The sequence below is a fragment of the Arthrobacter tecti genome (assembly GCF_054511355.1).
The window spans coordinates 36,073-58,663 of the sequence record NZ_JBTNCT010000009.1; the positions used below are offsets into that span (position 1 = coordinate 36,073).

The window sequence follows — 22,591 nt, forward strand, 5'->3', positions numbered from 1 at the left end:
TCGAAAGAGGCGCAGCTTTGCGCGGGAAGGAAAACCGGCCACGAAGGTGGGCGCCGGAACCCGAAGCAACTCTAACCTAACGTGAGGGTAGAATTGCAATCGGGGCAAACCGGGGAGAATGAGACGGTGAGCAAAACGCAGACCGAAGGACAGCCGGCGCTGGACGCTGGGCAGACAATGCACATTGGCGAATTGGCCGACGCCACTGGGCTGTCCCTGCGAACCATCCGCCACTACGACGAACTCGGCCTGCTGCCGGACACCACACGCACAGATGGCGGCTTCCGTCTCTTTACCCAGTCCGATCTGGAACGACTCCTGGTGATCCGTTCAATGAAGCCTCTGGGCTTCACACTGGAGGAAATGGTGGAGCTACTCGACATTGTCGACCGCCTGTCAGTGGAAGGCGGGAATCCTGACCTTCGGACAAAGCTCGATCGCTACATCGAAGAAGCACGGATCAAACGCGACAAACTGGCGCTCAAGCTCAAGCAGGCGGATCAGTTCATCGAGGAACTCGGCCGCAAGTAGTGCCGTTCATGCGCGGCAACGTACAGACTTGCAGGTGACCCCTACGCCGCGCCGTCGTCGTCCTTCCGGAGGGCGACGACGCGGATAAGGCTCCGCGGGTCAGTGCCTACGGCGGACCATCAGCGCAATACCAGCCAGCAGAAGCAGTAGAGCCAGCCCGGCAATTGAAATCGAGGACCCCCCGGTGTCCGGCAAACCATCCCCGTTACTGTCCCCGGGACCGCCGGGACCTGGGGCCGGATCAGGACCCGCACCTGGGTCAGGACTCGGGTCCGGATCAGGCTCGGGCTCGGGCTCGGGCTCCGGATCCGGCGGGTTGACCACTGGCAGCTCACTGACCACAACGGTGACATTCGCTGACCGGACTTCACCGAACGTATCGGTCACCTCGTAGGCCACCGGCGCCGTCGTGCCGATGAAGGTCTCCGTCGGCGTGAAGATCACGACGCCGGAATCGATCGTGTAGCTGCCCTGACCAGGCACAGTGAGGGCTCCGTCAGCGAGTTCAGCACCCTCGGGCTGGTCAGCCCCGAACGCCAACGATGCAGTCTGCCATTCCTCATTTGGAGACGGCCGGTCATTGGCGAGCACTTCGACACTGACTTCGACGCCCTCGAACGTAGTCGCCTGGTCATCGACCGCCTCGGCCGGCGGCCCCACAACCTCTGCAATGAGGTCTGCCACCACCACGTCACCGGCAGAGTCGAACGCCTGATACATGACCGGGTCGGTTGTGCCGCGGAATTCCGGCTCCGGCACGAAGGACACCAGACTGTCATCAGTAACGCTCCACGTTCCCTGACCAGGGACGGTGACCGTGGTGACCGGCTGAAGGGCGAGCGTGCTCACCTGGTCATCCTGACCGTCGTCCACAAGCAGGGACAGCGAATCGCGGTCGAAGATCGCGCCGGTCGAGGGAGTGTCGTTGGCCAAGGGATCGACGGTGAACTCACTGCCCTGAATCGACGTGAAGACATCGTTCACTCCCACCGCGGGCGCGCGCTGCACATCCACGGTGATGAGCCCGGTCGCGGTACGCCCGAGCTCATCGGTCACTTCATAGGCAACCGGGGTGGTGGTTTCCATGAATCCCGGTGCGGGTGTGAAGTCCACTCCACCGTCCTCCGCGTTGGTGTGAATTTGGTAGAAGCCTTCACCGGGCACAGTCATCGTCAGGCCATCTACGCTGATCTCCGCGTTGGTCGGCTGCCCTGTGTCAGCAAACACCAGGCTCTCACCAAGCAACGCCACGGGCGAAGTGTCGTTCTCGAGTATGTGAACATCAACCATCCGATCGACGACGGTAATCGCGAAGTCCTCGATCGCCTCGGGTGCGGGTGGCTCGGGTACCGTCACGGTCAGAGTGGCGGTGTCGGTCAGCCCGTTGCTGCCACTGACCTGGTAGGTCACCGGTTCCGCCGTTCCGACGAACAACTCCGCAGGCGTGAAAGTGATCTTTCCCGTCTCAGGGTTGACCACATAGGTGCCCTGGCCCGGCACCTCAAGGCTGCGTCCGTCGCCACCGGGGATGGCGTCGTTAGGCTGTCCATCTTCAGTGAAGAGCACGCTAGTCCGGTCAAGGGTGTTTCCCTGACCGTCATTGGCCAGGACATCGACCGGAATTGCGGTGCGGAACGGAGTGGTGTCCGTGTCATCGGCGGCCTCCGGGGCTTGCGGGGCTACACCGACCGTCACCCGGATCTCAGCGGTCGCGACCACACCCGCGCTATCGGAAATCTGATAAGTAGCAAGGGCTTGACCCGAGAATCCTTCAGCAGGCGTAAAGGTGACGAAACCGTCACCGGTGACCGCGTAGGTGCCCTCGGGGGTATCCAACGTCTTCTGATCAACCTCAGCAGAATCCGGGAAGACCACGCTCCCCAGATCCAGGGTGCGTGGATCCACGGCATGATCGTTCTCAGCAACATTGATCTCGATAGGCGCCTGGAACGGCGTCGTCTGAATATCGGGTGCCGCCACCGGCGCCATAGTGTCCTCGCCGACTTCCACGTCAAGCACCGCCGTGTCCGGACCACCGTTCACACTACTGACCTGATAGGTGACAGCATCCGTGTTACCCGAGTAGTCGGCTGCCGGAGTGAACGTAACCAACCCGGACGCCGGATCAATCACATAGGCGCCCTGTCCGGGAACCTCCAGCGAACGGCCACCCTCGGCCGGTGTTACGCCGCCCGGCTGACCCTCAGCAGTGAAAAGCACACTCGTTGTATCCAGAGCACCCTCGGTCGGAGGATCGTCGTTGGCGAGCACATCAACACCTACGGCGGTCTCAAACTGCGTTGAACCATGATCATCAACCGCAGTCGGTAGTGCCTGGACCACGGTCACCGTAATTGTCGACGTCGCACTCTCTCCATTGGCGTCCGTCACCTGGTAAGAGACCGGACTCGCCGGACCGGTGAACGCATGAACCGGAACGAAAGTAACCGCTCCGCTGGCAGGATCGGCAGTATAGACACCCTCGTTGGGAACAGTCAGCGTCCGACCCTCGGCAGAAACCTCGCCGGGCTGACCCTCGGCAGGAAACACCACACTGGTCCTATCCAGCGAGTCTTCCGACACGGGTGCGTCATTGCCCAGGACATCGATCTCCACCGACTCATTTACCGCAGTGGTAGCAGCGTCAACCGCGGGCACAGGCACCGGCTGCCCGACGGTCCGCACGCGTAGTGTCGCGGTGTTGGCAGTCTCCTCAACGAACTCGACGATGACGCCCCCGCCGGCCGAAGTGAACGTCTGCTCTGGAATCCATGTCGTGGGACGTTCACCCGAAGCATTCAGCGGCGCGGGAATGAGTAGGGTTGAGCTGGAGCCGTCGAACCTCATAACGCGTACGCCGTAGTTCTTGCGATAGTTCACGCCGTCGTAGGTGTCAAGGTCGCCGTTCCCCGAGTACACTCCGATGTCATACTCCGCGCTGATTACCTTTTCGACGAAGTAGATCCGTTCACTGCGCGGATCTACAATCCGGACCGCGATCGGCGCGTCCTCAGTATCACGGGAGTCGATCGTAATGGTTTGATCGAAAGCGCTGCCGCTGGCGAGAACGTACTCGCTGGTGTCATAGAAGCCGCTTCTGATTGCGTTCGGCGCTGAGAATCCCTTCAGGACGGTCTGTCGACTTGTTGCCATCGTGTCCACGGTGTCTCCGTACCCGATGCTGCGGCAATCCGGGTCAGCGCCGGGTTCGGAGCCGATGGCTGCGTCGACCGATCCGTCAGAGCAGGCCAGCATATTGGCGTGACCAAACCCCAAGGTGTGCCCCATTTCGTGGGTCCACACCCCCTGCCACTTGGGGTCCTCAATGTACAGTTCTCCTCCGGAGGTGAGGCTACCGCCGCCTCCCCACCCTCCGAAGTCCGTGCAGTTACCCACATTCACGATGAAGTGACGCTGTGTGCCACCCACATAGCCAGTCGCAGCGCGCGCTGCCGTGTAAACCTGGCCGCGCTCAGCACTGGTCGAATCGCACTTGCCGATGTCCGGCACCCATACGATCTCGCGTTCGAGCTCGAACTGGACGGCACCGTTGCTGATGTCCTCCCAGTATGCAGCTAGACGGTCAAACTCCAACTGCGCTTTGGCGACGGCTACATCCCGCTCCACCGCCGTAACGTTGGGATCGGAGGTCACGACCAGCGTAGTCGGGCGGACGGGATCTGCCGCGTACGCCGGCGCGGCTGTGGTAACCCCTGCAAGGAGCCCGCCCAGCAGGGCGAGAACCGCCGTGAATGCCGCTACAAAACCCCCAGTGTGACGGCCTGCATTCGGCACTCCACCGTGCGAGACTTTTCCGATCATGTCCTGTACTCCCCGTTCCCCATGAGACTCGAAGCACGCCCCGACGCGCGCTTACTATTTGACCCTTGCACTGCACCCCCGATATGACAATGGTGCGTGACTAAAATGCCCCCTCGAAGGCGAAAATAGTGGACTTGGTAGATTCAACGGATGACTACAGCCCTCCTCCTTAGCGGCGCCGGCCGATACTCCGACCCCTGGCACCCCTTCGCCGAAACCTCCGCCGCCGTCAAAGGACTGCTGGAGGATCACGGCATCACGGTCAAAACAGCCGACGACGTCGACGCCGCCCTCGCGCGCCTCCAGGAACCTTCCGCCTGGCCGGACCTGCTGGTGGTCAACGTGGGCCTACCGCGCGACGGCGGCGCCTCCCCCGGCACGGACGCCGCCTCCGGACTGGACGCATGGGTCAGCGGCGGACGCCCGCTGCTTGCACTGCACTCCAGCTCCACGAGTTTCACGGACTCCGAGTTCTGGGAGGAAGCGCTCGGCGGACGGTGGGTGCGGGATGTGTCCATGCACCCTGAGTACGGTCCCGCCCACATTCAGCTGGAGGGTTCCTTCCCCGTCGGCGTGCCCGATTTCACGGTCGACGACGAACGCTACAGCTGGCTGCGGACCTCCCCCAACGTCGTCGTTCACGCCCGCCACGAACACGAAAACCACCTGCATCCGCTGATGTGGTCGCTGGAGCGGGCTGTAGAAACCGGGGTGGCACGCAGCTTCTACGACGCGCTGGGGCATGACGCGGCGTCGTACTCCTCCCCCGACCACCGGGAACTGCTTCGCAGAGCGCTGGACTGGCTGCTGGCCTGAGCCGGAAAAAGACGGCGAACCGCGCGATTCCGTGCAGGCCTGCCCCTTGTGTACCCAGCTTTGTACCTCGCGGACCCTTACAGCACAGACCTCTCACCTGATCGACGCTCGCAAACCTGCACGAAATGGGATGGCAGTGGACGAACGGCTCAGAACTGCCGCACCGTCACGGGCATGGAAGCGGAGCGGGGCTCGTCCGGCGCCTCGCCGCTGAGCCGCTCGAACAGCATCCGGGCTGCCTGAGCACCGAGTGCACGCGGATCATGGGACATGACGGTGAGCGGGATGCCGAGCAGATCGGCGAGCTCGACGTCGTCGAACCCGGCGACCGCTGGCACAGTGCCCGCCGGATAGCGACGCCGGTAATCACAGATCGCCCGCAGAGCTCCAACAGTTGTCCGGTTGTTGGTGGAGAACAAGGCTGTGGGCGGGTTGTGCTGACCGAGCAGCCGGGCAACCGCATCGAAGGCCGAGTGAGTGTCGCGCACCGGCATGAGAAGCGACGGGGCGAACTCAAGCCCCTGCGAGTCGAGCGTCCGCGTGAAGCCCTCGAACCGGCGTCGTGCTGTTGGAATGCCGGACACATCGCCCAGGAAAGCAATGCGGGTGTGCCCGTCCGCGACCAGCGACGCCGTCCCCGCTGAGGCGCCGCCGACGTCGTCGACCAGCACTGTGTCGGCATGCACGCCCTCGACTTCTCGGGTGGCGAGCACAAACGGCGCCGACGACGGCAGCGTGGCCGCCCCGTTTCCGGCCGGTACCACGATCAGTCCCTCGACCTGACGGCCCGCGAAATCGTCCAGGAGTTGTGCCTCACGGTGCGGATCCTCGCGGGTGTTCCCAATCAGGATGTGCCTTTCATGAGCCGCCGCAACGTCCTCAATGCCCAGTGCGAACTGCCCGTAATAGGGATTCCCGACATTCGTCACCGCCACGCCGATGAGCCCAGTCGGCCTGCGCAACCGGGTGTTCCGGGCGCTCTGGTTGGGGCGGTACCCGAGGCGGTCCGCGGCTTTCCGAACCCGCTCCTGCACCTCGGGACGCACATGCTGGCCACCGGACATGGTTCGCGACACCGTCATCGGACTGACCCCGGCGAGGGCTGCGACGTCGCGAACCGTAGGGGTGGCGGTCACATTGGTGCGTGGTGGCATCATCTGGAATTCTTTTCAGGGTTGGACTTGCACTTGAACGCTATCAACCGGCCCGCTGATCCGCGTTTGCCGAGTACGAAGACGAAGGACGCCGTATGACACCCGCGCTGACCACCCCGGTATTGGAGGTCGGCGGGACACACGTCACCGCTGCGCTGGTGGAAACGTACGACGGCGGGTGGTCGGTTCGCGCGGACAGCGTGCGTCGGTTGCCGTTGGACGCGCATGCCTCTGCCGCAGCCATCCTCGACATTGTTGCCGACGCCGCGCGCTCCCTCGGCACCGAACACAACAGACAGTGGGGCGTCGCTGTGCCGGGGCCGTTCGACTACGCGACCGGCGTTGCCCGCTACGAGAACGTGGGCAAATTCGACACCCTCAACGGCATCGATGTCCGTGCGTGCCTGACCGAGCGGCTTGGCTCTGTTGCGTCGGGGTTCACTTTCCTGAACGACGCCGACGCGTTCGGGATCGGCGAACATGCCCTGAGCGGCGCTGCAGTGAGCCGCCTTGTCTGCATCACCCTTGGCACCGGCGTGGGATCGACGTTCCTCGTCGACGGCTCCCCCGTGACGACAGGCGCCGGCGTTCCTCCGCACGGTGAATGCCACCTCCTCACGTGGAACGGCCGGCCGCTCGAGGAAACCGTTTCGAGGCGCGCGATCCGCAGGCAATACGCGGAAGCGTCCGGGAACCCTCACCTCGACGTCCACGAGATCGCCGACGCATCCCGACGGGGCGACGCGGTGGCCGCCCGAGTACTCGAGAGCACCTTCACGGCACTCGGCTCCGCGATCGCACCCAGCCTGCACGAGTTCGGTGCTGAGTCCCTCATCATCGGCGGATCGATGGCGGGATCATGGGACATCGTGTACCCGCCTGTCCGCAAGGGGCTTGCCGAGACCAAACCGCAGCTCGGGCAACTGCCGATAACACGGTCGGAGCGCTTCGAGGAAGCCTGCCTGGTCGGGGCTGCCCGCTGGGCGCTGGTGCAGGCCCGCACGTGAGCCAGCGCTAGGACGCAACCCCGATCCCCGTCTCGGTCCCGCGAACGTACGCCTTCACGGTCCCGAGCCGCTGACCGGACCCACGGCCCGCGGGACGGATCGTGTACGCACCCACAGCCGCGGGAATGATGAACGTTTCCGCGTACCGGACGGCGAACGGCGCGAACGCACCGCTCGGACTCTCGACAACAGCCTCCGCCCCCTCCACCAGGTTCAGGACGTTCACTGTCCCGTTGGTGGAATGGTGAACGACGTCGGTGAACCAGTGCCGCCGGACCTCCAGGAACTCCAGCTCGTGCAGCCCGGTCCGCTCCTCTGTCCAACCCGGCCCGGATGCAAGTTCCTCCACCTGGTCCAGCAGCTGCTCACGCGCCCACTCGGTATTGCGGTCCCACTGAATATTGCGGCTCGCGTGATCCACGTGAATGGGACGCGGACGACCGTCGAGGCCCACCCTGTCCCAGTCCCACATCTTGAAGGTGAAGATGTACGGGGTAGCCGAAATTTCCAGCACCATCGAGTTCGCCCCGGAGCAGTGCACTGTACCTGCCGGGATGGAGAAGTGGTCGTGCTTCTTCGCCGGGAACTCGTTGACGTACTCTTCGGCCGGGAAGGAGGCCCCGCCGTCGGACGCTGTTTTCAATGCCGCAAGCATGGCATCCGGGTCCGTTCCGGTCTTGAGGCCGAGGTAGACCACGGCGTCGTCGTCGCAGTCGAGCAGGTAGTAGCTCTCATCCTGGGTGTAATGCATGCCGAAGCGGTCCTGGATGTACTCCGTCAAGGGGTGGACCTGCAGTGAGAGGTTGCCGCCGCCCATGGTGTCGAGGAAGTCGAACCGGATGGGGAATTCCGCTCCAAACCGGGCGTGCGTAAGGGCGCCGAGTAGTTCGCGCGGCTGGGAAAGTACAACGTCGAGGGCCGGCAGTTCGACGGCGTTACCTCCGACATCGAGCAGGATGCTGTTCTCCTCCGGCACGCAGTCGAAGCACCACGCGTAGTTCTCGGCTTCGGGATCCAGCCCGCAGACCTCCTTCATCCACTGCCCGCCCCACACCCCGGGGTCGAAAAACGGGACCACCCGGAACGGCGCTGCCACCGCCGCGGCCATGCCCTGATGGAACGTTTCGCCGGTGATGAGTTTGCCCTCGCGGACACTGCTGTTGGCATCCAGGACGTAGTCCAGCCTGGGGAAGAGTTCCCGCTTGTGCCGGTCGGCCACCCTCCATTCGACGAAGAAGCTCCGCTTGTACTTGCGAAGGTTGTCCTCGCTACCGTTGTCGCAGCGCCAGTTCGGTGCGCCCGCACGCTGCCGCTGCTGAAGCTCCCAGCGTGCGAGATCAGCGAGCACCAGCGTCCTTTTGGTCAGCGGTACCAGTGCCGCACCCCAGCCGATCAGGACCACGGGAACGTCCGACGACGACACCCGGGTTGCGAGTTCCGCCAGCTTCTCCGGTTCATAGAAATCCGTAAGCGTGTGGTGGCTCAGGACACCAAAGACGCGGTCGTCAGTGAGGTTCGCGGCGATGAGTTGGTCAATGTCCCCGATGGGCCTCGCGGCGAGTTCCTCGACGTTGAGGACTGTGTGGCCGGGAAGCGTTTCGCCAAGGAAGGCTTCCAGCTCGTCCAGCGGCGTGCCGGGGTAGGTGTCGACGACGATCGCCCCCGGTCCTCGGCGCGCAACTTCCTGCCAGGCTTCTGCCCCGGTCCAGACTGTGTGCTCGCCGGGCACGGGAATGCGGGGAAACTTCTCGTAGGTGCTGGTCACGCGGAATCGCCTTCCTTTGCTTGGGAACGTTCTTTGATAACGTTACCAGTGTGAGTTCCAAAAGGAAGATGGTGGCCTACGGGCACTCGTGGGTCGATGGCGACGGTGCGTCCTCGCCGTCGTCGTGCTTTGCCTCCCGGGTTGCAGCTGAGTTGGGCCTGGAACTGGACAATCGCGGCGTCGGAGGCAGTAACAGCACCGGAACCGCCGCGCTCATGGCCGCAACGCCACCGCCACCGGCATCGCTGTACGTGCTGATGACCGGGCTGAACGATGTGCGGCTTGGCGGGGAGTCGCCGTCGTCGGCCCAGCCGTACGCAGTCTCAGTGCGACGAATCCTCACGGCCTTCCGATGGGCCTCACCGAGCGCACTGGTTGTCGCCGTGATGCAGCCGTATCTCTTGGACTTCAGCCTCTACGAGCCGCATAACCGAGGCTCGAACCAGCTCATCGACCAGTTCAACGGCGTGCTGCGCCGTGCAGCGGCGGAGTACTCGCGCGTGGCGTTGGCGGAAGCAGACGATTGGGATCCGGAGACCATGCTCGATGTAGACACAGTGCATCCGAACGACGCCGGCCACGCAAGCCTGGCGCGGGCGGTGGTGCGGGATGTGCAGGGTAGACCGAGGTCAATCAAACTCACAAAACTCACCTAAACTCATAGGCGTCGGCCTGAAACTCACAAATGCTCACAAGGGAAATCGCCACCATGGAGAACCCGTGTCGACCATCTGCAGGCGCTACGGAACAACACGAAGGAGTGCCACCACCTATGACGAGCGCCCGCGGAGAATCCGCCACTGAAACCCCCAGGCTCCCCGACGAGGGTCACGTTTCGGCAGCCGTAGCTGACGTAGTGGCTGACCGGGCCGGCCATCTGTTCGGGCTCATGGGCAACGGCAACGCGCATTTCATCAGCCGGCTTACGCGGCGCGGGTTCGGGTTCACCTCCCCCCGGCATGAATCTGCCACCGTCGCGATGGCGGACGCCTACCACCGTGCAACAGGTGGAGTCGCCGCAGCAACCACCACGTATGGTGCCGGGTTCACGAACGCCTACACAACGCTCGCCGAGGCACGTATCGCGCGAATCCCGCTGGTCCTCATCGTCGGCGATGCACCGGCCAGTGGACCACGAAACTTCGACATCGATCAAGTAAAAGCTGCCGAAGCCGTTAGCGTGAAGACCCTCGTTGCCGAACCGGGCAACGCGGCCGAGATCACCCACCGCGCATTCGACCTTGCGCTGCAGACGGTGCAGCCCGTCATCGTCGCCATCCCCTACGACCTCGCCACCGCACCGCTCACCGACTCCGAGCCGCTCGAACCACTGCCCGCCAAGGCCGTATGGCCTCCCGAAACGCAAGACCTGGACCGCGTGGCCAGCGTGCTCGCTTCAGCGGAGCGGCCGATAGTGATCGCAGGGCGAGGCGTCGTCCTTGCCGACAGTGCCGCTCCCCTACGAGAGATCGGCGACCGTCTGGGTGCCCTCTTCATGACCTCCGTGATGGCGATCAACGCATTCGACAGCGAATGGGACCTGGGGGTGGCCGGCGGATTCACCCGCCGCCACCGTCTCGAAGTGGCGCGGAAGGCCGACGTCGTGCTGGTGGTCGGAGCCAGTATGAACATCTTCCAGACGCGCTACGGAACGCTGTTCCCGCCCGAAACGCGGATCATCCGGGTGGACAACGAGCCCGATGAGAAGCACCCCATCGTTGTCGACTACATCCGCTCCGACATCCGCCCGTTCCTCGAAGGACTGCTGGAGCGCGTCGAGCCTGCCACCACCACCTGGCGAAACAGCGTGCCCGAGGTCGCCGGCGAGGAATTCCGTTCCTCCCACCCCATCGAGGATCCCGTCGAGTTCGCCCCTGACGGGCGCCTGAATCCCCGAGCTGTGGTCGCTGCCCTTGAGGACATCCTTCCGACCGAACGCTCGGTGGTCATGGACGGCGGACACTTCATCGGCTGGGCGCCGATGTACCTTTCCGTCCCCGATCCCCACGCCATGATCCTGGTCGGAACAGCTTTCCAGTCCATCGGTCTCGGCTTCGGCTCCGCGTCCGGTGTGTCCGTGGCACGGCCCGAACGCACCACCGTGCTGTTCAGCGGCGACGGCGGCGGCCTCATGGGTCTGGCTGACTTCGAAACCTTTCTCCGCGCTACCCGCAGAGGCGTACTGATCGTGCTGAACGACTCTGCCTACGGCGCGGAACTGCACCAGTACGCGGCCAAAGGCTTGCACAATCAGGCGATGCTCATCGATGAGGTGGACTTCTCCGCCGTCGGCCGGGCTCTGGGCGCCAAAGGCACCAAGGCGCGCACCCTCGCGGACCTCACGGCACTTTCCGAGTGGCTGGCATCCGACGACGACGGCGTGTTCGTCCTCGATGTAGCCATCTCCCAGCAGGTCGTCGCGGAGTTCATGGCGGAGTCCGTGGCGATCAAGAAGTGAGCGCTGACAGATAGCGGGCGACTTCAGCTAAGGCTGATCTGGTTGTGGTGGAGCGGAAGCCCAGTGGTCATTCATGATCCTCACGGCCTCTTCCTTTGTCAGCGAGGCAACCTTGCTTTCGGAAAGACCGGCCGTCTTCGTCAGGAGATGGACGAGTTCCAGCGGCAACGCCTCGGCCGGCACCGCCGGTGCACCCCGATCCGGCAGGACCCCTTCGTTCACACAGATCCAGAATTCATCAGGAGTGACTCTCAGCTGATCCTTCAATATTGCCCCCCAGAGGGAGGATCCGTAAGTGGTTCTATCTACCGGACGCGAGATGTGATTATGGGAGTTTGATTGGAGACCACTTTCGCAGCCTGACTTGAGCCCACCTCACTCTCGCGACGACTCACCAGTGGACTAACCGCAGTTTCACTTGAGCCCACCCCACCGTTGAGGTCTCTTATGTCGATTCTTTCCGCAGCGACATGGGCGTACGGGTTTCGATCAAGACCTTTGTGAATGGGGATGTTGTTCGGCACATCGTTGGCCCTGGGACGGCTCTCTACCAGCACCTAGTAACTGCATGCGACAGTCAAATTCTTCCCTCGGGAAAGACTGCACGGGACCTACCCGAGCGGTTGGAGAAGTTCGGACGCCGCGCTGCAGCCATCAAGTTGCGCGATTCCACATTGGAGATCGATGGCGAGAAGGTTCCCTGCCGGGCGGGCACCCTCGACTTCATGTCCGTTGCAGAGACCGTTTTTGGAAGCCGCGTGGCCACTCTTGTGGGCCCGGATGGTCTCATCGATTCACCGATGACAGCAAGGGTGCTTCCAAATGTCTAAGCTATCGTGATCGAATGGCCCCAGTTTGCTGGGGCCATTCGTTTGCATGGGCAAGAAGGTTCGGCGCATCGCTGATGCCAGTAGCCCGTTGTTCAGACTTTAGGTGAAGAAGATGAACTACTACTTCTCCCCACTATTCGGGCATGATTTGTGGCCGGAGATACAATCAGAGCAATTGCAGCGATGAAGGCCAGAGTGCCGAAACAAACGGGCACGAGCAATGCTGGGGTCGAGTACCCCATGGAGAGCAATACCACCGTGGCGACAACGACCAATGCAACATAGAAGAGCAGGACACCAACGATCGCAAGTACCCACTTGTAGGCGGATTCTCGGAAGTCTCGTGCGCGAGTAAGAGAAATCAACCGCAACGTCATCAAGGCAATTATTTGCCAACATGAGATCGCGCTGACTCCCCAGACAAGGCCAGGGATTGCCAAAGATCTAACTTCCGGAAAGTTAGCGACCGCTTCCTGGATTTCTCGAGGGAGAACATACACTTCAACCACTACTGAAGTAAGCAGCAAGATCAGAACTAAGCCAGTGAGTGCAAGCGCAGTCCTACGTTGCATACGTACCCCCTACTTATCGCTGGAGATCTCGGCTAGCCGCATCTGGTGCTCGTGCGGCTAGCCGAGGCCTCAACGTATCGCGCATATCACACAACGCCAGGATCGATCCGAGTGGTCCGGATATTGAAGATGGTTACTGGTGCGTTGGGATCGAGTGAGTCTGCAAAAGCCGTAAACTCCTTGATGCCTGGGCTCCAATAACTGCCGTTGGATGTCGCCGACGAACAGGTTGGCATCTGGGCTCTGGTCCCTTGCGTGAACCACATGCACACTTGAATAATTCGTTCTCCGTTGTAGACGTTCCCAGCGGCGTGCGCGTAGCCCTAGTAGGTGAAATCCGTCGGGTGCTCAGAAAATGCGTAGCTCGCTCCCCAGTATGTTTGAGCACCTATCTCACCCTCAGAAGGGGTGGTTTCCCAAACCCGTCCTACACGCTCATCGTTAGCAGATTCGTCGAGCTCAAACGATTCCTCTACAACCCGCATCCCATCCTCGGGACCGAATGTCCGACCGTCTACGACTACGTTGTCAGTACTGGGTCTCATTTTCCGATGCTGATGCCGAAAGCGTACTCATGCCGGTGAGGGCAGCTACAAACGCCATCGTTGCAGCAGTCCTCCTGATGTGCTTGCTCATCTATCTACTCCAATCTATCCCGCCCCAACGGGGGATTAGACCGACGAGTCTATGGCGACCACTGTTACCGCGAGAAGATCGCCAAGTAGAACGTAATGCAACCTTAATCGAGTGAATGGAAGCGCTTCTCATCCTTTACGTAGTCAGAGTCGGCTGAATGACGACCGTGCCTTCAAGGTCGCCGATGATCGATGAGACCGACACAGAAGCACCTGTTCACGCTAGAGGTGGGTACCGTTCAAGCCGTCACGGTGGTCCCCCTTCGAGTTGACACGATCAGATATGCGTCTCCGAAGAACCGTTCCATCGTGCAAGACAAGCTCGTAGGTGGCATGATGGCGCACCTTCTGGCCTTTTGCGTTCATTACGGGGTGCCACTGCTCAGTCTTACAGAACTTCTCGTGCTCATCTCGAGTGCCCGTGGGGTTCTTCTGACTCACTTCGCAGTTCCATTTTGCCAAGCAGCCAGTTCGCCATCCGTCGACGAATCAACAATCTGTACCACGGCCCAATTGTCCTTATGATTGGGAGCCAGCCGGAGGTGGTCCTCCCAATCCTCGGCGTACTCGCGAAACGCATCAATCAGATCATGCATTGCTTCATCCACAGTGGACTCCTCGGCCGCCAGCGGTAGGCCAGGAATGAACATCGCCCACGCGCCATCTTCATTCACTACCTGGACATTCCCGGGAGTGTTCTTCATGAGGAAAGCTTTGAGAAGCGAGGTGTTCACCACCGAGGGTGAGCTGTCTCCTCGCTGAACGATCGATAATCCACCCCGGTCGCTCGCATCAAGGATCGACTTCAAGGACTTACGCGCATCTGCAAAACCATAGGTGCGGTTCTCATAGGTTGAGCTCACGTACACCATGTACTTCAAGTACATGCGCTTTAAGCTTCTATCCCACCGGCTCCGGTTCATTCAGCCGGGCGTTGATCGCTTTGCTCGCGAACACCTCGTCGACCACCATCCGTGTCATCCCAATGATGCCCGCTTTGTCCCCCATGGTCGCCAGCCGCACGTCGAGGTTGCGCGTGGCACGCGGGAGTGACATGGGGTAGAGCGTCTCACGCACACCGCTCAGCAACGATGAAGATGCCAGCGCCCCGCCGATGAGAAGCACGCCGGGATTGATGAGGCACACCACCGTCGCCATCACTTCGCCGATCCGGCGGCCCGCCTCATGAGTCAGCCGCATTGCCTCGACGTTTCCCTTCGCGAGCAGCTCCCCGACATCACGGCCAGATGATGCTTCGATACCGAGTTCGGTAAGCTTCTGCGCGATAGCGCGCCCACTCGCCACGGCTGCAAGGCAACCGCGGGCACCACACTGGCAGACGACGTCGGGGTGGTCACCCAGGCGGACGTGGCCAATATCCCCGGCACCCCCGTCGATCCCCTGGTAAACACGGCCATTGATCACAATGCCCGTGCCAATGCCGGTTGAGATCTTGACCAGCGCGAGGGATGAACAGTCCGTGAAGCCCAGACTGTGTTCGCCCAGCGCCATCGCATTGGCATCGTTTTCCACCAGCACCGGAACGGAGACGGGAAGCGCATCGCGCAGGTATTCCGCAATGGGATACGCGTCCCAGCCGGGCATGATGGGCGGCTGGGACGGACGCGAGGTCCGTGGATCCACCGGCCCGGGAATGGAGATGCCGATACCGGAAACCCGCGATGGCGGTGTATCGCTGCGCTCCAGCAGGCTCTCGATCGATTCGGCGATACCGTGCAGCACCTTCTCGGGCCCGTCAATGACGGCAAGGTCGATGCTGTCGTCGTCGATGATCCGCCCCGCAAGGTCCGTCAACGCGATGTGCGAGTGCGTTGTGTCCACCGTGGCGGCCACAACGATCGAGTGCTCGATGTTGAACTCGAGCCGGGTAGGCCGGCGTCCGCCTGAGGGACGATCAGTGCCCGCTTCGCGGATCAGGGCTGCGGCGAGGAGCGCATCCACCCGCTGGGCGACGGTCATGCGCGACAACCCGGTGACCTCCTGGAGATCACCACGGGTGCGGGCACGACCGTAACGAATGAGGTCGAACACCTCTCCCGGTCCAGCCGTCATTATTGAACTCCTCTGTGGCGATCTAAAGAGTATCCCGACTACATCGATGTGAACACATAAATGCTTGGTATCGGTTCGTCTTAAGAATAACGATTTGCACACTACTGCTCGACAGCTAACTAACATCCGGCTAATGTTTCAGCATAAGTTTGGTGACCGGGAGCAGATCGCGGACCCCGAGCTGACTTCGACGCGAGAACGTCCGCACAGCGAAAGGCGCCTCAACCGGGACGGCGGCGTAAACCGCCATCCGTGAAGCGCATGGACAGCGTTGTTCCATGTACAGCGAATAGGAGCTTCGAATGGCAATCTTGAAGAAAAAGAGAATCCCCCAACGGAACAGGGCTGCCGCGCTCGCGTTGGCAGCGCTGACGGCGACCACCCTCGTGTCATGCGGCGGGAACGAGGGGGAGGCCGACAGCGAGGGCCAGTCCATCGTGGTCCAGACCACCGACACCATCCCCGACCGCGTCGCGGCAACCCAGGAGATCATTGACGCCTTCACGGCGGAAACCGGAATCGAAGTGGAGCTGGTTGGTGTCGCTGAGGACCAGTTCAACCAGGTTCTGACCTCCGGCGCTGCGGCGGGAGACCTGCCCGACGTCATCGGCTCCATCGGCCTCACCCAGGTCCGGACGCTCGGCGCCAACGACCTCGTCAACACCCAGGCAGTCCAGGAAGTCCTCGAAACCCTCGGCGAGGAGACCTTCTCCGAAAGGGCGCTTGAGCTCAACCGCGACGGCGAGGAGCTGCTGGCCATCCCGAGTGAATCCTGGCTGCAGCTGCTCTACTACCGCACGGACCTGTTCGAAGAGGCCGGACTGGCGGCGCCGGAAACCTACGAGGATATCCTTGCCGCTGCCGAAGCCCTGGATTCGCCCGAAATGGCAGGCTTTGTCGGCGCAACGGCCCCGGGTGATGCCTTCACCCAGCAGACCATCGAGCACGTTGCACTTGGCAACGGCTGTGAAATGGTCAACGAAGCCGGTGAGGTCATCTTCAACAGCCCCGAGTGCATCGGAGCACTTGACTTCTACGGCAACCTGATCGAGAACTACTCCGTCTCCGGCGCGCAGGACGTGGACACAGTGCGTGCCAACTACTTCGCCGGTGAAGCAGCCATGTTCATCTGGTCAACCTTCGTCCTCGATGAGATGGCCGGCCTCCGCAACGATGCCCTGCCCACCTGCGCCGAGTGTGCTGACAACCCAGCCTTCCTGGCCGAGAACACGGGCGTAGTTCCCGCCATCGTCGGACCCGACGGCAGCGATCCCGCCCAGTTCGGCCAGATCACCAACTGGACCATTACCGCGAGCGCCAACACCGAACCTGCAAAGCAGTTCGTGGAGTACATGATGAGCGACGGCTACGTTGACTGGCTGGCTATCGCCCCTGAAGGCAAGGTTCCGGTACGCGCCGGAACTGCCGAGAGCCCCACCGAGTTCGCTGACGCCTGGCAGACCCTGCCGGTTGGTGTGGACACCAAGGCCCCGCTTCAGGATTTCTACTCTGACGACGTGCTTCAGGCCCTGCAGACCGGCGTCGATAACCTGCTGCTGTGGGGCATCCCGCAGGGCCAGGGAGACCTCGCCGGCGCCGCACTCGGTGAGCTGCCGATAGCCAATGCGGTGGCTGATGTGGCCAACGGAGGGGCCGATCCGGCTGCCGCGGCAGAACAGGCAGCCGCCACCCTGCAATCCATCCAGGATTCGCTGGAGTGAGCACCACCCGCAAGAACGACGAGGCACCGGCGCGGAGCAGCGCGCCGGTGCCCCGCACCCGGGGAAAACGTTCGTCGATGGCAAAGGCCGAGCAGCGCGCCGGGTTCGCGCTGATTTCGCCCACGCTGATCATCGTGATCGTCATGATCGTTCTGCCGATCCTGTGGACGATCATGCTCGCCTTCCAGCAGATCCGCCTGCTCAACCTCCGCACTGCGGGGGTGCTGGGAAACTACACCATCTCGAACTTCACGGAGGTGTTCTCCTCACCCGGGTTCATCGAGGCACTGATCACAACGCTGGTGTACTCCGTAGCGGGCACCGGCCTGGCGATCCTTTTCGGCCTCATCGCCGCCCTCGCGCTGCGCAAACCCTTCAAGGGCAGGACCTTCGTACGGGCAGCTACCCTCATTCCGTATGTTGCCCCGATTGTCGCCGTGACGTTCGTGTGGACCACCATGCTCAACCCGCAGTTCGGCATCGTCAACCACTGGGGCACCCAGTACCTGGGGTGGGACCAGGCGATCCCGTTCCTGAGCGAACGGCAGCGTGAAGTGTCCTTCCTCGGACTAAACTTCACGGTTCCGACGGCGCTGCTTACGGTCATTGCCTTTGAAGCCTGGCGCTCGTTCCCCTTCGCGTTCCTCTTCCTCACCGCCCGCCTCCAGGCGGTTCCGGGGAGCCTGGATGAGGCGGCGAGGGTCGACGGCGCTACCCCCACCCAGCGCTTCAGGCACATCCTGCTCCCGCAGTTGCTGCCGACCATCGCCGTGCTCTCGGTGCTGCGGTTCATCTGGACCTTCAACAGCTTCGATGACATTTACCTGCTGACCGGCGGCGGCGCCGGCACCGAGGTCGTGGCGGTGCGCGTCTACAACTTCCTGACCGCACGCGGTGACATCGGCGCAGCCTCAGCACAGGCCCTGGTTCTCGCGGTGATCCTCGCGGTCCTTGTCGGTATCTACCTGAAGTTCTTCGCCAAGAAAGAGGAGGTGAGCTGATGTCGACCGACGTTCAATCACGCAGGGAACGCAAGGCCGTAGCGGCCAGCCGCCCATGGTCGCGGGACCGGGTGGAGATACTCATTCTGGGTTGGCTGCGGTGGATTGTCATTGCGCTGATCCTGATCGCGACGCTGTTCCCCTTCTATTACATGATCATCCTCTCTGTCCGGCCGATCTCGAGCCTGCTGCAGGACCCGGGAGCCCTTTGGGTATCCTTCAGCGAGTTCAGCTTCGGTACGTACGCCTCTGTGCTGCAATCGCCGTCGAACGGCGGGCAGGGCTTCCTGAGCTTCATGCGCAACAGTGCACTCGTGGCACTGGGGACGGTCCTCGTCACGCTGCTGCTGGCCGTACCGGGCGCGTATGCGATCAGCCGGCTGGACTTCTTTGGGCGGCGGAAGATCAGCGGCCTGTTCCTCGCCGTGTACCTGTTCCCGAGCATCCTGCTGGCCATCCCGCTCTTCGTGTTCTTTACGCGGATCGGGTTGCGCGGCGAGCTGTTCGGACTGTTGCTGGTTTATGTGGCGCAGGTGGTGCCGGTCAGTATCTACATGCTGCGGAACTACTTCGAGACCATCCCCACCAGCCTCGAAGAAGCCGCAGCTATTGACGGCGCAAGCCGTCTGACGATCATGCGCCGCATCAGCCTGCCGCTGGCCATGCCCGCGATCATTTCCAACGCGCTCTACATCTTCATGATCGCGTGGAACGAGTTCCTGTTCGCCCTGCTGTTCCTCGTCGAATCGCGGGAGAACTGGACTGTTTCGCTGGGACTCTCGCAGCTTGCCGGAAGCATCGAAATACCCACCACCATCCTGATGGCCGGTTCAGTGATCCTCACACTGCCCATCATCATCATCTTCTTCGCGGCCGAACGCCTTCTCACCGAGGGGCTCACGGCGGGCGCGGAGAAGGGCTAATCCAGAAAGAAGACATGCCCCACATCGTGCAGTTCTCCGCGCCCCGATCGGTTGAGCTGGTCCAGTGCGACCAGCAGCCGCTCACTGACGGGTCGGTGCGCATCCGCACCTGGTACTCCGGCATTTCCGCCGGGACCGAGCTGACCGCCTACCGCGGCTCCAACCCCTACCTGTCCAAGAGCTGGGACGTTGCCCAGCGACTGTTCACCGAGGGTTCGCCCGCGTTCAGCTATCCGGTGGTCGGATGGGGGTATTCGGAGGTCGGCGAGGTGATCGAGGTGGCGGACGACGTCGTCGGGCTGGCTGTCGGCGATGTCGTCTACGGGATCTGGGGTCACCACAGTGAGGCCGTCCTCCCCGCGGAGGCGGTTGCCGGCAAGCAGGTGCCGGAGGGCACCGACCCGCTGCACGGAATTTTCGCCCGGGTTGGTGCCATCGCGCTGAACGCCGTGCTGGGCGCCAACCTCCACCTCGGTGAGGACGTCGCGGTGTTCGGGCAGGGCGTGATCGGCCTGCTTGCAACCCGCCTGGCGGATCTCAGCGGTGCGCGCGTTATCGCCGTCGACGGTTTCGAGGCGCGCCGCAACCTGGCGCTGAAGATGGGAGCGCACGACGCCGTTGCCGCCACGGTGCCGGGCGGCGCCGGCCAGCGGATCCGCGAGCTGACGGAGCATCGAGGCGTCGACGTCGCCATTGAACTCAGTGGGAACTACCGCGCTCTGCACGAGGCAGTGCGGTCCGTGGGTGCGGACGGCCGCGTGATCGCCGCCGGTTTCTACCAGGGCGGCGGGGAACACCTTTCCCTGGGCGAGGAATTCCACCACAACCGGGTCCAGATCATCGCAAGCCAGATCGGCGGGACCCCGGCGGGCCTCGGTACCCGCTGGACGCCGGCCCGGCTGGTCACGGTGTTCATGGGGCAACTGGCGGCGGGCGCCGTCGACGTCGGGCCGTTAATTTCCGACATCGTGGATGCCCACCAGGTGGGCGAGGCGTTCCGCCGGCTGGACGAGGGCGCACCGGAGACGCTGCAGACCGTGCTGCGCTTCGAGGGAGCGCCGGCACTGTGAGCGGGCACCTGACAGACCAGGTCCGCACCCTGCTCGAAGCGCACTGGGATAAGGGACGCGGGTGGTCCGTTCCCAACCCCAACATCTATCCGCATCTCTGGCTCTGGGATTCGTGCTTCCACGCGGTTATCTGGGGCACGCTCGGAGACGAACGCGCCCTCGTTGAATTGAATGCAGTGCTGGACGCCCAACTGCCCGGGGGCATGATTCCGCACATGCGCTACGGCGGCGAACCTGCCGATACGTGGCTGGGACCGTTGCCGGCGTCGTCGTCCCTCACCCAACCGCCGATGTTCGGGCACGCGGTGAAGGTGCTGCTGGAACGCGGGCTGGCGCCGTCGTCGGACATTCTCGCCCGGGCACGCAAGGGCCTTGACTGGCTGTGGGACCACCGCCGCACCGAGGACGGCCTGATCTACATCGTCCACCCTTGGGAGGGCGGCAATGACCACTCGCCGCGCTGGGATGACTGGGGGGCGCCCGGGCGGACGCCCGAAAACTACAGCCGGCCCGCGCGAACCGCCTGGAACAAGGACCGGATGCGGGACCTCTCCTTTGCCGACGACGGCGCCGCGCGCTGGTCCTCGACGTTCGTCACCTGCCCGGCGAGCTTCAACGCCTACGTCGCGTTCAACCTGGCCGAGCTCGGAACCGCCCTCGGCGACGGGCAGCTGACGGAGCGCGCACGGCTTCTGGGCGCCACCATGGACGAGCTCCTGTGGGACGAGGAGGAGCAACTGTGGTCGGATCGCGCCGTCGTCGGGGGTGGACCGTCCACGCGGATCCCGACCAGCGACGGCGTCATGGGCGCCCTCGTCACAGCGGACCGCGCCAAGGCCGAAGCCGCGCTGAACCAGCTGGAGGATCCAGCCCGGTTCGGCAGCGACTACGGGCCAACCAACGTGGCGCGCACCCACCCGTCCTACGATCCCGGGACGTACTGGCGCGGCACCGCCTGGCCGCCGCTGAGCTACCTCTTCTGGCTCGCGGAGCTCCGGTGGGAACGTTCTGATGCCGCCGACCGCCTCGCCGAACGCACCCTGCGCGCCGCCCGGACAAGCGGCTGGGCCGAGTACTGGAACCCGGAAACCGGCGAAGGGCTGGGCGCCATCCCGCAGTCCTGGACCGGCCTCGTCCTCGCCATGGACAGGTCAGCACGTTGATCCCCGACTACCGCCCACAGTTCCCGGACGGGCCGAAACCCGCCATCGGAATCCTCGGCTGCGGTGCCATCGCCCAGACCGCGCACCTGCCTTCGTACGAGAAGTACGGCCTGGACATCGCCGGAGTCTGGAGCAGGACGCCGACGACGACGGCGGGCATCACGGAGCGCTTCGGCTCGGTCAAGCGCATCTACAGTTCGCCCGAGGAGCTGCTGTCCGACCCCGACGTAGGCATTGTGGACCTGGCGATGCCGCCGGAGGACCGTCTCAAGTGGCTCTCCGCCGCCGTATCGGCCGGCAAGCACGTCCTCGCGCAGAAGCCGCTCACCACCGACCTTGACGGACTGGCGCCCATCCTTGCTGAGGCTGAGCGGCGCGGGGTCCGGGTCGCCGTGAACCAGAACGCACGCTGGGCCCCGGCCTGGCGTCTTGCGACGCTGCTGGTCGAGGACGGCGCCATTGGTGACGTTGTCGGCGTGACCCACCTGCACGACAAGCCGCTGCCGCCGATCGCCGGGACGCACTTCGACGACGTGCCGCACATGCTCATCTCGGACTACCTGGTGCACTGGATCGACATCACCCGGTGCTGGCTTGAGGGCAAGAAGGTGCGCTCCGTGCAGGCAGTCGATTCGCGTGTGCCGGGGCAGCCGACAACAGCGAAGAACCCGTGGTCCGCTTCCATCCGGGTTGGGTGTGCGGACGGTGCGCACGCGTTGTTGCGCGTCATTGGGAATGTGAAGACGAAGAAGCCGTCCTGCCCCTTCTGGATCCACGGAACGGAGGGCACCATCCGCGGCAGCGTGCTCGGCGGCCCGGACCGGTTGGAACTGGAACGGGACTCGGTCACCACGCAGTACGCGCTCGAGGGCCAGTGGTTTGTCGACGGTTTCGCGGGCGCCATGGGAGAGCTCATGAGTGCCCTCGCCGAAGATCGGCAGCCCTATAACAGCGCCGCGCACAACATCGGCTCGCTTGAACTGATGCTTGCCGCGTTCGACTCCGCCGGCAATGGCGGCGAACCGCAGCCTGCGTCCCTGAAACTCTGAT

Annotated in this window: 18 protein-coding genes; 12 read left to right on the plus strand and 6 right to left on the minus strand. The window is 63.1% G+C overall.

Features of this window, described 5'->3' with window-relative positions; all coding sequences use genetic code 11:
* Positions 1-177: 177 nt before the first annotated feature.
* Positions 178-531, plus strand: coding sequence for a MerR family transcriptional regulator (locus ACX80C_RS11485; protein WP_459326689.1), 354 nt, complete (start codon positions 178-180; stop codon positions 529-531).
* A gap of 99 nt (positions 532-630) precedes the next feature.
* Here the strand turns inward: ACX80C_RS11485 and ACX80C_RS11490 are convergent, their stop codons facing one another.
* Positions 631-4,353 (minus strand): Ig-like domain-containing protein, encoded by a 3,723-nt coding sequence (locus tag ACX80C_RS11490; RefSeq protein ID WP_459326604.1) that lies wholly within the window; start codon positions 4,351-4,353, stop codon positions 631-633.
* 150 nt (positions 4,354-4,503) lie between these two features.
* Between ACX80C_RS11490 and ACX80C_RS11495 the strand changes: the two genes are divergently transcribed.
* Positions 4,504-5,169, plus strand: a complete 666-nt coding sequence (locus ACX80C_RS11495) for a ThuA domain-containing protein (protein WP_459326605.1) — start codon at positions 4,504-4,506, stop codon at positions 5,167-5,169.
* A 149-nt stretch (positions 5,170-5,318) separates the two neighbouring features.
* Here ACX80C_RS11495 and ACX80C_RS11500 read toward each other — a convergent pair whose 3' ends face one another.
* Positions 5,319-6,326: a LacI family DNA-binding transcriptional regulator gene (locus tag ACX80C_RS11500; protein ID WP_459326606.1), complete on the minus strand. Its 1,008-nt coding sequence runs from the start codon at positions 6,324-6,326 to the stop codon at positions 5,319-5,321.
* Between the two features lie 92 nt (positions 6,327-6,418).
* Between ACX80C_RS11500 and ACX80C_RS11505 the strand changes: the two genes are divergently transcribed.
* A complete protein-coding gene (locus tag ACX80C_RS11505) occupies positions 6,419-7,330 on the plus strand; it encodes an ROK family protein (RefSeq protein ID WP_459326607.1) in 912 nt (303 codons plus the stop codon).
* 7 nt (positions 7,331-7,337) lie between these two features.
* Here ACX80C_RS11505 and ACX80C_RS11510 read toward each other — a convergent pair whose 3' ends face one another.
* A complete protein-coding gene (locus ACX80C_RS11510; protein ID WP_459326608.1) occupies positions 7,338-9,095 on the minus strand; it encodes a class I mannose-6-phosphate isomerase in 1,758 nt (585 codons plus the stop codon).
* 50 nt (positions 9,096-9,145) lie between these two features.
* Here ACX80C_RS11510 and ACX80C_RS11515 point away from each other — a divergent pair, with 50 nt between their 5' ends.
* The 3 genes from ACX80C_RS11515 to ACX80C_RS11525 all read left to right on the plus strand — a co-directional run bounded on the left by ACX80C_RS11515 (position 9,146) and on the right by ACX80C_RS11525 (position 12,383).
* Positions 9,146-9,751, plus strand: a complete 606-nt coding sequence (locus ACX80C_RS11515) for an SGNH/GDSL hydrolase family protein (RefSeq protein ID WP_459326609.1) — start codon at positions 9,146-9,148, stop codon at positions 9,749-9,751.
* 116 nt (positions 9,752-9,867) lie between these two features.
* A complete protein-coding gene (locus ACX80C_RS11520) occupies positions 9,868-11,553 on the plus strand; it encodes a thiamine pyrophosphate-binding protein (RefSeq protein WP_459326610.1) in 1,686 nt (561 codons plus the stop codon).
* A gap of 470 nt (positions 11,554-12,023) precedes the next feature.
* A complete protein-coding gene (locus tag ACX80C_RS11525) occupies positions 12,024-12,383 on the plus strand; it encodes a hypothetical protein (RefSeq protein WP_459326611.1) in 360 nt (119 codons plus the stop codon).
* 92 nt (positions 12,384-12,475) lie between these two features.
* Here ACX80C_RS11525 and ACX80C_RS11530 read toward each other — a convergent pair whose 3' ends face one another.
* The 3 genes from ACX80C_RS11530 to ACX80C_RS11540 all read right to left on the minus strand — a co-directional run bounded on the left by ACX80C_RS11530 (position 12,476) and on the right by ACX80C_RS11540 (position 15,663).
* Entirely contained in the window at positions 12,476-12,955 is a 480-nt protein-coding gene (locus ACX80C_RS11530) for a DUF2975 domain-containing protein (RefSeq protein WP_459326612.1), read from the minus strand.
* A gap of 1,072 nt (positions 12,956-14,027) precedes the next feature.
* Entirely contained in the window at positions 14,028-14,453 is a 426-nt protein-coding gene (locus tag ACX80C_RS11535; protein WP_459326613.1) for a hypothetical protein, read from the minus strand.
* A 37-nt stretch (positions 14,454-14,490) separates the two neighbouring features.
* Complete coding sequence (locus ACX80C_RS11540; protein WP_459326614.1) at positions 14,491-15,663, minus strand: ROK family protein; 1,173 nt, start codon at positions 15,661-15,663, stop codon at positions 14,491-14,493.
* A gap of 302 nt (positions 15,664-15,965) precedes the next feature.
* On the opposite strand from ACX80C_RS11540, the gene ACX80C_RS11545 reads away from it, so the two are divergent.
* Genes ACX80C_RS11545 through ACX80C_RS11570 form a run of 6 tightly spaced genes read left to right on the plus strand, consistent with a single transcriptional unit; the run spans position 15,966 to position 22,590 of the window.
* On the plus strand, positions 15,966-17,384 hold the full coding sequence (locus tag ACX80C_RS11545; RefSeq protein WP_459326615.1) for an ABC transporter substrate-binding protein: 1,419 nt from the start codon (positions 15,966-15,968) through the stop codon (positions 17,382-17,384).
* On the plus strand, positions 17,381-18,385 hold the full coding sequence (locus ACX80C_RS11550; RefSeq protein ID WP_459326616.1) for a carbohydrate ABC transporter permease: 1,005 nt from the start codon (positions 17,381-17,383) through the stop codon (positions 18,383-18,385). Before ACX80C_RS11545 ends, ACX80C_RS11550 begins: the two co-directional genes overlap by 4 nt.
* On the plus strand, positions 18,385-19,308 hold the full coding sequence (locus ACX80C_RS11555; RefSeq protein WP_459326617.1) for a carbohydrate ABC transporter permease: 924 nt from the start codon (positions 18,385-18,387) through the stop codon (positions 19,306-19,308). The genes ACX80C_RS11550 and ACX80C_RS11555 overlap by 1 nt, the downstream gene beginning before the upstream one ends.
* A gap of 14 nt (positions 19,309-19,322) precedes the next feature.
* A complete protein-coding gene (locus ACX80C_RS11560; RefSeq protein WP_459326618.1) occupies positions 19,323-20,378 on the plus strand; it encodes a zinc-dependent alcohol dehydrogenase in 1,056 nt (351 codons plus the stop codon).
* Complete coding sequence (locus ACX80C_RS11565; protein WP_459326619.1) at positions 20,375-21,541, plus strand: MGH1-like glycoside hydrolase domain-containing protein; 1,167 nt, start codon at positions 20,375-20,377, stop codon at positions 21,539-21,541. The genes ACX80C_RS11560 and ACX80C_RS11565 overlap by 4 nt, the downstream gene beginning before the upstream one ends.
* Positions 21,538-22,590, plus strand: coding sequence for a Gfo/Idh/MocA family protein (locus ACX80C_RS11570; protein ID WP_459326620.1), 1,053 nt, complete (start codon positions 21,538-21,540; stop codon positions 22,588-22,590). The genes ACX80C_RS11565 and ACX80C_RS11570 overlap by 4 nt, the downstream gene beginning before the upstream one ends.
* Position 22,591 lies beyond the last annotated feature (1 nt).